Here is an 11,243-nt window from a genome sequence, read left to right as displayed (position 1 = left end):
GCTGCCAGGAAATCGCCCGGCAGCCGCTTTGACTTTTATTTAGAATAACTTGCTTTCCCAAAAACAGACCCTTTCACCTTGGAAAGTGCGGTGAGGACGATCATTCCGAAGATTCCGCAGGAGATGACTTCGCCGGCACCGACGGTCAGCATCATAAGCGGGATTGGAAGGTTCACACCGTATCCGTAGTAAAGAACGAAAGGTACGATAACCGTATTAGCTACGATCGGCGGCAATGGAGCAAGCCATTTGCTGGAACCGCGCAGTTTGTAAGTAAAGACTGCACCGATCAGTGTTGCGATACTTCCGAAGATGATATCTACAGGGATTGCACCGCCAAGCAGGTTGGAGAGGATACATCCTACAAATAATCCCGGAATTGCAGCAGGTGTGAAGTATGGAAGGATCGTCAGTGCCTCAGAGAAGCGAACCTGTACTTCGCCGTAGCTTAATGGGGCAAACAGCAGAGTCAGAACTACGTAGATAGCACCGATAGTGGCTGCCTGCACAAGGAACATTGTGTTTTTGCTTTTCATTATTCAGTTCTCCTTTAGTTTTGTTTTACATGTGGAAGGTCACGAACACATGATTCATTTTACGCCGGGAATCGGCGGGAAGCCCTGTAAGACCTTGGTGTATTGCATATCGGGGAAACGCCAGCGGCGCATCCGCTGATTTTGCGGGCTTCATAGCGGTAATGAGTATAGCATAACAACACAGGAAATGCAAGAAAAAAAGAATACCGCATCCCTGAAATACAATCAGAGAAGCGATATTCTTTAGAAATATCAGATACATAAAAATATCAGTTTTAAAATCAGAATTTAATTTCTTTTCCTTCCCGACGCCACTGTCTGAACTCAGCAGAAGCAGAGAGCAGAAGGTCGGAAGAAGAGTTCAGGGCTGTCTCTACGGAGTCCTGGATAACACCGATGATGAAACCAACTGCAACAACCTGCATGGAGATATCATCAGAGATACCAAACAGAGAGCATGCCATCGGGATCAGAAGAAGAGATCCACCGGCAACACCGGAAGCACCGCAGGCTGAAAGTGCAGCCAGGAGACTCAGGATGATCGCAGTCGGGATATCTACATGGATACCAAGTGTAAAGGCAGTGGCCATTGTCATAACCGTGATCGTGATCGCTGCACCATCCATATTGATCGTTGCACCGAGCGGGATAGTTACAGAGTAAGTATCTCTGTCAAGTCCCATTTCCTCGCAGACTTTCATGTTTACAGGAATGTTGGCGGCAGAACTTCTGGTGAAAAATGCAGTCAGCGCGCTTCTCTTCAGGCAATGGAAGATCAGCGGATAAGGATTCTTGCGGATGCACCAGTAAACGAGCATCGGGTTGGTAACAAAATAGATAAACAGCATACAGCCAACCAGCAGAAGAAGCAGTTTACCGTAAGTAGTAAAGATATCCAGTCCGTTTGTAGATACTGTGTTGAACACGAGACCGAAGATACCAAATGGTGCCATGTTGATGATCCAGGTAACAACTGTGGAAAGTCCGTTTGCAACATCAGCAAGAACGTTCTTGGTCATGTTGTTGGCAGCACGTAAAGCAAGTCCAATCAGGACAGCCCACATCAGGATTCCAACATAGTTTGCATTTACGAGAGAAGAAACAGGGTTTGCAACGACGTTCAGCAGAAGGTTGTTGAGGACTTCTGCGATACCCTGTGGTGCAGCAGTATCAGCAGCAGCAGTTGTCAGTGTCAGTTCAACCGGGAAGATCATGCTTGCAAATACTGCGATCACAGCGGCAAGAACGGTACTGAACATGTAAAGTATGATTACGGTTTTGATAACACCGCCGTGAGATTTTCCGGCATTGCACAGAGAACTGATAACCAGGAAAAATACAAGAAGCGGTGCGATCGCTTTGAGGGCTCCGACGAATACGTCACCCAGAATAGAGACTGCAGAAGCTCCCGGTGCAGCGATTCCCAGGATGGCTCCCAGGATCAGTCCTACGAGGATTCGCTTGACCAGTGCGATCTCAGTCCATTTGGTCCAAAGTTTTTTCATTTGTTTACTCCCTTTCCTTTTACCTCTTTAATATGGTAAAACATTAATAAAGCATATTATAAACGAAAAATGCTTATAGTGCAACAAAATCATAAATTTTCGTAGACATATTTTGGAAGTTGCGGTAAGATGATACAAGGTTGCTGTGAACAGTAACGATACAGGCTGATGTCAATATCAGTAATTACAGAAAGGCAGATTTACAGATATGGAAGAGAAGATTCTTGATTTCATCATGGAGTACGCACAGGAGAACGAAAACGTTCCGTTTCAGGTTATTGAGGAAACGTTTAATATTCAGATGGATGAGAGCTTACGATCTATCATCAGTGATGCAATCTGGGACAGAGACAATGTTTCAGATGTAGTCATCGAAAATGAAGGCTATGTGATCAGTTGTTTCGAGGACTGATCGTTAAGTCAGGGAAAGTAAAGTGTTTGGCAAATACAGGGCAGAGACGGAATGGCGTTCTCTGCCCTGTGTTTTTTGCCATAAACAGTTATTTTTTACGGTTAAGATCTTCCAGGATCGTGGTGTTGACATCATCTTCGTATTTACGCATCTGAACCTGCATAGGTGTGGGGTCAGCAGAAAACTTCAGATGACTGAAATGATTAAAGAAGAACAGGACTCCGATGGCGAGCCCAATGGAATAAGAAATCTCCAGTATGGTAAAACCGCTGGAGATTTTTCCTGTTACCTGAAAATAGATCTTTTGGAAAAGTGTGCCGACATCCACATCCGTATTAAAGGTCATGATGGAAAATGCCGCGCCAAAAAACGTGGCAAGGCAGACAAGGATCACTTTGAGCCAGCGGAAAAGCGTGCCGGGAGTGGATTCTTTTTTATAGGTAAGAATGAAGTCAGGTTCGCCGACAGGTGTGATCGTAAGTTCCGGTTCTTTTTTCTGGATCATGTCGACAAGATCCATGACAGACATGACATACCTTCCCGGCTTTTCTGAATCCAGGTTCGCAACAGGCAAGACACGGAGCCTGTTCAAAATTTTGGGATTGGTACAGGAAAGCCGTGCGATATCCTGGAGATACACATGGGGATGCTGTACCTGTATGTTCATGTCAAGCTGTAAATATAAAGTATCACTCATAAAAATCTCCTTCTGAAAGACCGCAGGTCAGTCTTTCATTTTGGGTTTGAAGATCAGGCTGGCGAGATAGGAAAAAATCAGCGCAGCAGAAACTCCAGTCGCACAGGCTGTGAATCCCCCGGTAAAAAGTCCGAGGAAACCGTCCTGGTCGATGGCTTTTTTCATACCTTTCCAGAGAACCTGCCCGAAGCCGAGAAGCGGAACAGAAGCGCCGGCACCTGCATAGTCGGCAAATGGCTGATAGATTCCGATCGCGCTCAAAAGAGCACCCGAGCAGACCAGAATGACCATGACCCGCCCGGGCATCAGCTTGGTCTTATCAAGAAGGATCTGGACCAGGGCACAGATCACACCGCCGACCCAGAATGCATTAAAATAATCCATAAAAAACTCCTTTCAGGATAATTGAATGTGTTCAAGAACGATTCCGTGGGCGATTCCCGGAACGGATTCTCCTTCATTAAAGCTTACTTTGGAGAGCATTGCCCCGGTAGGCACGAACAGGACACGTTTCCACTGGCCGGTAACGATGCGCGGCAGGATAAACGCAGCCAGCACGGAGGCGGCGCAGCCGCAGCCGCTTCCGCCGGAATGCGTATCCTGTGATTTGTTATCAAAGATCAGAAGTCCGCAGTCATGATGGATGGAACTGATGGAAAGACCCTTTTCCCGGAGCAGATCAAATAAGATCCTCTGTCCGACCACGCCGAGATCTCCGGTGATAATGGCATCGTAATCGGAAGGCTTCCGGTCAAAATCGGTCAGATGGCGGCAGATCGTATCGCAGGCAGCAGGAGCCATGCAGCCGCCCATATTCATGGAATCACGAAAACCAAAATCGACAACCGTTCCGGTAGTAAGCGCAGTGACTGCCACACAGCCGTTTTCGTGCCGGAGGGGAGAGGCATTTTCTGTGTTTTCCGGAACTGGCGGATTGTTTCCAAGGACACAGGCTCCGCTTCCCGTCACTGTCCAGGTTGCAGAGAGCGGGCGCTGGTTTCCATAGCCGAGCGGAAAACGAAATTCCTTTTCGGCAGTAGCAAAATGACTGGATGTGGCGCAGAGGATATGTGCACCGTAACCGGCTGCGACGGACATGGCTCCGAGGGAAAGGGACTCACCGATCGTGGAGCAGGCACCATACAGCCCATAAAACGGAATCCCCATATCAGCAATGCCAAAAGAAGATGCGATCGTCTGTGCAAGAAGATCCCCGGCAAATGCCATTCGGATATCAGAAGGCTTAAGACCGGCTTTTCCGATCGCAAGTACAGCAGTTTCTTTCTGGAGAGTGCTTTCTGCGTTTTCCCAGGTATCTGTCCCGAAGCGTGGATCTTCGCTCACCATATCAAAACAGTCTCTGAGCGGTCCTTCGCCTTCTTTTTTGCCGACGATCGAAGCTGCACTTTGAATATAGACCGGTTCCTGAAAAGCGAGGCTTACTTTTCCGGTCTGAGCTGCTGGTTTCATCCGATCACCTCCATAAGTTTGAGAATATAATAGACAATGCCAAGAAGCCAGGAACTTAAGATCCCGTACAGGATCACAGGACCAGCGATTGTAAAGATCTTGCAGCCGATGCCGAAGATCTGTCCTTCTGCCTGGAATTCGATCGCGGAAGAGGCAACCGAGTTTGCAAAACCGGTGATCGGAACAAGTCCCCCGGCGCCTCCGAACTTTCCAATCTTGGAATACAGATTCAATCCGGTAAGAAGTACACTCAGAAAGATCAAAATAAGCGAGCACCAGTTTCCGGCAGTCTCTCTGTCTGCGCCCATGGTCTGAGCGGTGTTTAAGATCCACTGTCCGAAAAGACAGATCAGGCCTCCTGTGATAAAGGCTTTTAGCATATTTACAGGGAGACTGTGAGAGGGGGTGATGGATTTGACATACTGCTCATATTTTTTCTGCTTTTTTATTTGCTGTTCTGAAGGCATGAAATCTCCTTTCTGTTTGACTTTTGTCTGGTTTATGCATATAATAATGAGGCTTATTGCCAGCCAAGGAAATAAAAAAGAAGTGTGCCGGTACATTTCCCGGCAGCGATCGCTATGATAATGGCAGGAAAACCTTCCGTCAGACGGATCCTTCTGGAAAAAACAGGGAAGACGTCAGCGACTTCCGCCAGCGCGAGGATCCAGCTTCCGAGGAATATCCCGGAAAAGACACCATACAGTATCAGAAACGGGACTCCAAGCGGCAGAGAGATCTCAAAGATCCAGAAAAGATTTCCGAGTACGAATCCAAGCAGGGTCATATCCTCGTAAAGCAGGATAGAATCTGCAGTATGTGTGATCCCGGCATATCTTGGAAGAATGGAAAGTCCGATCATCAGTCCGACAGCACCGCCGGCAATGATAACTCCTGAACATATTCCTGCAAAGCCAAGAAAAATCTGCTGCCACATACAAAAGAACTCCTTTTTTATTGATTTTGATGAGTAGTATGTGAAAATCTGAGAGAATCATACATTAATTCTTAAAAAAATATGAAAACCTGTACTTTTATTTGATTGGATAGTATAATTAAAAGGAATGGGAATGCACGGCATTTTCAATATTATTTATAAGGATGTTACGAGGAGGTTTTGCATGTACGACGCATATTCCCGAATGGAGATCCTGCTAGGTCAGAAGGGAGTTAACCGTCTGAGTACAGCTAAGATTGCTGTTTTCGGTCTGGGAGGTGCAGGCTCCTATACAGTGGAAGCACTGGCACGATGCGGGGTTGGCAGTCTTACACTTGTGGATCATGAGGCAATAACGGTCACAGATATCAACAGGCAGCTTTATGCGCTGCAGTCTACGATCGGCCATAAGAAAGTTCAGATAGCCAAAGAACGGGTCCATAATATAGACGAGGATATTCTGGTTCACACCTATGAAACATATTATAATGAAGACACTATGGGGTTATTCGATCTGAAAGCCTATGATTATATTGTGGATGCAATGGATACTGTTTCATCCAAGATCCTTCTGATAGAGCAGGCTCAGAAATATCAGGTTCCGGTTATCTCATGCCTGGATATGGGGAATAAGCTGAATCCGTCAAGCCTGGAGATCATGGATATCTCACGTGTTGCGGCAGATCCGGCAGTAAAGAAAATGCGTGCGGAACTTCGCAGGAAGGGAGTACGCAGGCTGAAGGTACTGTGCTCCAGAGAACATTCACGCAGAGGTTTTGAATTCAGAAGAAATAAAGAAAATATCGAGAGAAATATCCATGGAAGCATTTCTTTTGTGCCGGGGGTTGCAGGACTTATGACAGCAGGAGAAGTAGTACGGGATATTTTGTCAGAAAAACACAAAAAATAATATGAAGATCAGGAAAATAAGCCTGAGGTTTAAAATAAATAGAAAGATAGAGGATAGCATTTGTGAATGAGCAGATCAGACAGAAATTTTGCCTGCAATTAGGAACAGAGCAGGTGCTCTTTGATGAGCCGATGAAGAAACATACAACTTTTCGTATCGGCGGTCCGGCAGATGTTTTTGTGATGCCGAGAACAATAGAAGAAGTGAGTAAGGCGCTTGAGATATGCAGACAGGAACAGCTGCCATATTTCATACTTGGAAACGGAAGCAATCTTCTGGTCAGCGACCAGGGGTACAGAGGCGTGATTATCCAGCTGGACCGCAATATGGAGGAGATCACAGTAGATGGTACAGAGATCCGTGCAGCAGCGGGGGCGCTTCTTTCTTCCATCGCTGTGGCGGCCAGAAGAGCTTCTCTTGCAGGTTTTGAGTTCGCAGGAGGGATCCCGGGTACACTTGGAGGAGCTGTTGTGATGAATGCGGGTGCATATGGCGGAGAAATGAAGGATGTACTCAAAGAAGTCACTGTGATGACAGGAGACGGCGAAATTCGTGTGATCCCGGCATCAGAGCTTGAGATGGGCTACAGAACAAGCATCATCAAAAAAGCAGGTTATCTTGTGCTCGGCGCAACGATCTCACTTAAGGAAGGTAATCTGGAAGAGATCAAAGCGCTTACCAGAGAACTCAGTGAGAAGCGTACTTCGAAACAGCCGCTTGAATTTCCAAGCGCAGGAAGTACATTCAAACGTCCGGAAGGATATTTTGCAGGCAAGCTGATCATGGACAGCGGTCTTCGCGGATATCAGATCGGAGGAGCGAGAGTATCTGACAAGCATTGTGGTTTTGTAATCAACGCAGGAGATGCAACAGCGCAGGATGTTGTGGCACTGATGGATCATGTGACAGAGGTAGTCCGTGAGAAATACGGAGTGACTCTGGAACCAGAAGTGAAATTTTTGGGGGATTTTAACTAAACTGCAAAGCAGTTGAGAAACGGGAGATAAGAGATGCGACTGGTAATTGTTACAGGAATGTCCGGCGCGGGCAAATCTACGGCGATGAAGATGCTGGAAGACGCACAGTATTTCTGTGTGGATAATCTGCCAATCCAGCTGGTGGGGAAATTTGTCTCTCTGGTGTCGGCAAACAAGGGAGAGGATGTTCAGAATGCAGCAATTGGACTGGATGTCCGCAGCGGCAGATATCTGGAGGGGCTGGAAGAAGTACTTGACCAGCTTAAAGCGGAGGGATATAAGTTCGAGATCCTTTTTCTTGATGCAGATGACCGCACACTGGTCAAACGATACAAGGAAACAAGGAGAACACATCCGCTTGCCATGACAGGGCGCGTGGATGAAGGAATACAGAAGGAGCGGGAATGTTTAAGTTTTCTCAAAGAACATGCCGACTATATCATAGATACGACACATCTTCTCACCAGAGAACTCAAAAAAGAACTGGACAAGATCTTTGTAGAAAATGGCAAATTCGACAATATGATGATCTCTGTATTGTCATTTGGATTCAAGTATGGAATCCCGGAGGATGCGGATCTTGTGTTTGATGTGCGATTCCTTCCCAATCCTTATTATGTGGATGAACTGCGGCCGCAGACAGGGATGGATGATGGCGTCTACAATTATGTGATGCAGAACCAGGTGGCACAGGATTTTGCCGACAAACTGGAAGATATGATGAAATTTCTGATTCCGAATTATGCAAAGGAAGGCAAGACCAATCTCGTGATCGCAGTCGGATGCACAGGCGGTAAGCATCGGTCTGTTACACTGGCGCGTGTCCTTTATGACCGCCTTCATGCAGAAAGGGGATATGGGATCCGCCTGGAACACAGGGACATCGGTAAGGATGCGCTTCGCAAAAAATAAGTAATATAAGAACAGGAGAGAACGGGAATTGTCTTTTTCAGGGATGGTGAAAGAAGAACTTTCCAGGCAGGTCAGCACAGCAAGACACTGCAGGATCGCAGAAATAGCTGCACTTTTGAGTGCCTGTGGCAGAATGACAGCAGACGGGATCCTACATTTTCAGACTGAAAATTATGCTGTTGTAAGAAAGTACTTTACATTGTTGACAAAAACCTTTAATATAGATACAGCAATAGCTATTCGGGAAAGCTGTCAGATGAAAAAAGGAAAAGTATATTTTGTCGAAATTGCAGACCCGGCACAGATAGAGACTGTACTTCAGGGGACGAAACTTTCTGTAGATAAATGTAGCGGAGAAACGTTATATGCAGGCAATGGGCTCGTTATACAGCAGAGCTGCTGTAAGCGGGCTTTTATCCGCGGGGCGTTTCTGGCATCCGGTTCGATCAGTGATCCGGAGAAAGGGTATCATTTTGAAATCGTCTGTTCAGACGAGCAGAAAGCAGAGCAGCTTCGGGAACTTATCCGCAGCTTTGAGATCGATGCCAAAATTGTCATGCGCAAGAAGTCATATGTGGTCTATGTGAAAGAGGGCGCGCAGATCGTAGATATGCTGGCAGTTATGGAGGCAAATGTAGCTTTGATGAACCTTGAGAATATCAGGATCGTCAAGGAAATGCGAAATACTGTCAACAGGAAAGTAAACTGTGAAACAGCGAATATCAACAAAACGGTGAATGCAGCAGTGAAGCAGACAGAGGACATCAGATTGATTCAGGAAAAGATGGGGTTTCACAATCTGAACGAAGGTCTTGCTGAGATCGCGGAGCTGAGACTGCAGTATCCGGAAGCTACACTAAAAGAATTAGGTATGATGTTAAATCCGCAGGTTGGGAAGTCGGGGGTAAATCACCGCTTAAGAAAGCTCAGCCAGATCGCTGACGGACTGCGGGTGAACGAGGAGGAGTTATTATGATTAAAAAACCAATCACTATTCAACTGTCTACAGGACTTGAAGCACGTCCGGTTGCACAACTGGTACAGGTTGCAAGCCAGTTTAACAGTGAGATCTATGTTGAGATTGGAAGAAAGAAAGTAAATGCCAAGAGTATTATGGGAATGATGACATTAGGGCTGGACGCAGGTGAAGAGATCACACTTTCTGCAAATGGCGATGACGAAGAAGCAGCCATGACAAGCATAGAGAAGTATTTAAGCAACAATCAGTAATAAAAGAATCATAGCAGAATAATAAGAAGCATTGCCCGGAAGAAGACCAGTCCGGTGTAATGCTTTTTTATATTTCAGACATTGCCGGAAATACAAGATTATAATTGACCATAAAACAAAAACAAGGTATAATATTAAAATGTTAATGAATGTAAACCAAAAGCGAGGGAGATACCAATGTCTAAATTTTTGAAGTTTATTGTACATTTCGTAATTATATGTACGATCGCCCTGATACTCGGTATGGCACTGCCGCCATTTTTCGGAGTTACAACGGTGATTGTAGACAGCACAGATAAGGCCACTAATCTGCCGATGGGATCCATAACGTATGCGATACCGGTAAAGACAGAAGAGGTAACAGCAGGGACTCCGATTCTGGTAAAGAAGGATTCCATGACATACCGTTATAATCTTGTAAATGTAAACAGAGAGAATAACACAGGTACAGTGATTGATTCAAGTGCGTCTGCACAGAGCAATATCACAGTTTCTGTCAAGAACTGGGTGCAGAAGGTTGTAGTTACAATTCCTTTCGTGGGATATATCCTGACTGCGACAGAGAGCACAGAAGGACTGATCATTCTTGGTCTGGTAGTCCTTTTCCTCATCATTCTCTATGTTGTGGCAGAACTTCTCAAGAAAGAACCGGAAGACGAGTACGAAGATCTTGGTGGAGAACGCAGACATGTTAAGACTGCCAAGGAACTTCGTATGGAAGAAAAAGCCCGTGCGAAACGTATGGACGAAGAGGACAGAGAACTTCTTTATGGCGAGAAAGCCCACCGTAAGCAGGCCAAGAAAGAAGAAAAGAAACGCAAAAAGATCCGCACAGGCGGATTTGTAGATGAAATCTATGAGGATGACCTGGAGGAAGAACCGACACAGAAACCACAGCGCCCGGTAAGAAATGTCCAGGTGGCAACAAGCGAGGCACATGAACTTCTGAAGAAGGAAATTGCTGCTGCTACCGCAGAGGATTCCGATAATGACCAGGATGTATATGAGACCACAGGGAACTATACAGAGGATCTCCCGGAGATCCAGGAGTCTGAGGAAGAACCGGAAGAAGAGAAACCAGTAGAGATCAGGAAAATGGCGATCCCGAGTTACTCTGCTTCCCAGCTCGCTGACAAAGCAAGAAAGGCCGGCGATGCTCCGGATATCGTAAGAGATTCCATTACCAAGGTCACTTTGTTTGACTATTCCGATATCATCGGTGGTGATGAGGAATCCGAAGAATAACTGAATAATATCCTATTATATATAGGAAGAAAAATGTTAAATGAGATGCAGTGAGGGGATACAGAATCCTTTCACTGCATTTTGCACTATAATAAGAAGAAAGTACCATAAATTATTGTGCACAAATTTCTTCAAAAAAATAAAAAAAAGACTTGCATAATTCGGAATCATCGTATATACTAATATTTGCTGTGACATGATAGCTATGAAGCGCGAGGTTGCTGCCAGTTACCGGCAGGTTTTCCGTGGAGCGAATGTCAAGTTAGGAAACTGACGACAAGTCACTGTACAAGTTCAGAAACCATCATCGGGATGGACGTGTGGATAAATGTCGCATGACACACACGGAGATGTGTACAGTCGCCGCTTGTCGTACTGCATAATTGAGTACGAATAGGAGGAGACTTTTTTT

At 45.8% G+C, this 11,243-nt stretch carries 14 protein-coding genes; 7 read left to right on the top strand and 7 right to left on the bottom strand.

Translation table 11 applies throughout. The features are described 5' to 3' along the window. Window positions 1-35: 35 nt before the first annotated feature. Entirely contained in the window at window positions 36-536 is a 501-nt protein-coding gene (locus tag QZL69_RS05130) for a QueT transporter family protein (RefSeq protein ID WP_022214154.1), read from the bottom strand. 281 nt (window positions 537-817) lie between these two features. Continuing rightward, window positions 818-2,041 carry a serine/threonine transporter SstT gene (gene sstT, locus QZL69_RS05125; protein ID WP_022214153.1) on the bottom strand — a complete coding sequence of 408 codons (1,224 nt, stop codon included), beginning with the start codon at window positions 2,039-2,041 and terminating at the stop codon, window positions 818-820. A gap of 208 nt (window positions 2,042-2,249) precedes the next feature. On the opposite strand from sstT, the gene QZL69_RS05120 reads away from it, so the two are divergent. Further along, window positions 2,250-2,453 (top strand): hypothetical protein, encoded by a 204-nt coding sequence (locus tag QZL69_RS05120; RefSeq protein WP_022214152.1) that lies wholly within the window; start codon window positions 2,250-2,252, stop codon window positions 2,451-2,453. A gap of 88 nt (window positions 2,454-2,541) precedes the next feature. Here QZL69_RS05120 and QZL69_RS05115 read toward each other — a convergent pair whose 3' ends face one another. From QZL69_RS05115 to QZL69_RS05095, 5 genes are read right to left on the bottom strand one after another with little or no spacing between them, the layout of a single operon-like run. Next, window positions 2,542-3,150: a stage V sporulation protein AA gene (locus QZL69_RS05115; protein ID WP_022214151.1), complete on the bottom strand. Its 609-nt coding sequence runs from the start codon at window positions 3,148-3,150 to the stop codon at window positions 2,542-2,544. 27 nt (window positions 3,151-3,177) lie between these two features. Then, window positions 3,178-3,534, bottom strand: a complete 357-nt coding sequence (spoVAE, locus tag QZL69_RS05110) for a stage V sporulation protein AE (protein WP_022214150.1) — start codon at window positions 3,532-3,534, stop codon at window positions 3,178-3,180. Window positions 3,535-3,546: 12 nt separating this feature from the next. Next, window positions 3,547-4,620 (bottom strand): stage V sporulation protein AD, encoded by a 1,074-nt coding sequence (locus tag QZL69_RS05105; RefSeq protein ID WP_022214149.1) that lies wholly within the window; start codon window positions 4,618-4,620, stop codon window positions 3,547-3,549. Further along, the gene (locus QZL69_RS05100) at window positions 4,617-5,087 is read right to left on the bottom strand and encodes a SpoVA/SpoVAEb family sporulation membrane protein (protein WP_022214148.1); all 471 of its coding nucleotides are present in this window, start codon (window positions 5,085-5,087) and stop codon (window positions 4,617-4,619) included. The genes QZL69_RS05105 and QZL69_RS05100 overlap by 4 nt, the downstream gene beginning before the upstream one ends. A gap of 53 nt (window positions 5,088-5,140) precedes the next feature. Beyond that, the gene (locus tag QZL69_RS05095; protein WP_022214147.1) at window positions 5,141-5,557 is read right to left on the bottom strand and encodes a stage V sporulation protein AB; all 417 of its coding nucleotides are present in this window, start codon (window positions 5,555-5,557) and stop codon (window positions 5,141-5,143) included. A gap of 184 nt (window positions 5,558-5,741) precedes the next feature. Here QZL69_RS05095 and QZL69_RS05090 point away from each other — a divergent pair, with 184 nt between their 5' ends. From QZL69_RS05090 to QZL69_RS05065, 6 genes are all read left to right on the top strand, one after another. After that, on the top strand, window positions 5,742-6,467 hold the full coding sequence (locus QZL69_RS05090) for a tRNA threonylcarbamoyladenosine dehydratase (RefSeq protein WP_022214146.1): 726 nt from the start codon (window positions 5,742-5,744) through the stop codon (window positions 6,465-6,467). Between the two features lie 62 nt (window positions 6,468-6,529). Continuing rightward, entirely contained in the window at window positions 6,530-7,444 is a 915-nt protein-coding gene (gene murB, locus QZL69_RS05085) for a UDP-N-acetylmuramate dehydrogenase (RefSeq protein WP_022214145.1), read from the top strand. Window positions 7,445-7,477: 33 nt separating this feature from the next. Next, complete coding sequence (gene rapZ / locus QZL69_RS05080; RefSeq protein ID WP_022214144.1) at window positions 7,478-8,356, top strand: RNase adapter RapZ; 879 nt, start codon at window positions 7,478-7,480, stop codon at window positions 8,354-8,356. Between the two features lie 28 nt (window positions 8,357-8,384). Beyond that, window positions 8,385-9,332, top strand: coding sequence for a DNA-binding protein WhiA (gene whiA, locus QZL69_RS05075; protein WP_022214143.1), 948 nt, complete (start codon window positions 8,385-8,387; stop codon window positions 9,330-9,332). After that, entirely contained in the window at window positions 9,329-9,586 is a 258-nt protein-coding gene (locus tag QZL69_RS05070; protein WP_022214142.1) for an HPr family phosphocarrier protein, read from the top strand. Before whiA ends, QZL69_RS05070 begins: the two co-directional genes overlap by 4 nt. Window positions 9,587-9,763: 177 nt before the next feature. Further along, window positions 9,764-10,831, top strand: a complete 1,068-nt coding sequence (locus tag QZL69_RS05065; protein WP_022214141.1) for a hypothetical protein — start codon at window positions 9,764-9,766, stop codon at window positions 10,829-10,831. Window positions 10,832-11,243: the final 412 nt, after the last annotated feature.

Origin of the sequence: Blautia sp. CAG:237, from assembly GCF_000436615.1 — a bacterium.
GTDB lineage: Bacteria > Bacillota > Clostridia > Lachnospirales > Lachnospiraceae > Blautia_A > Blautia_A intestinihominis.
This window is presented reverse-complemented; position numbering and strand designations above follow the sequence as displayed.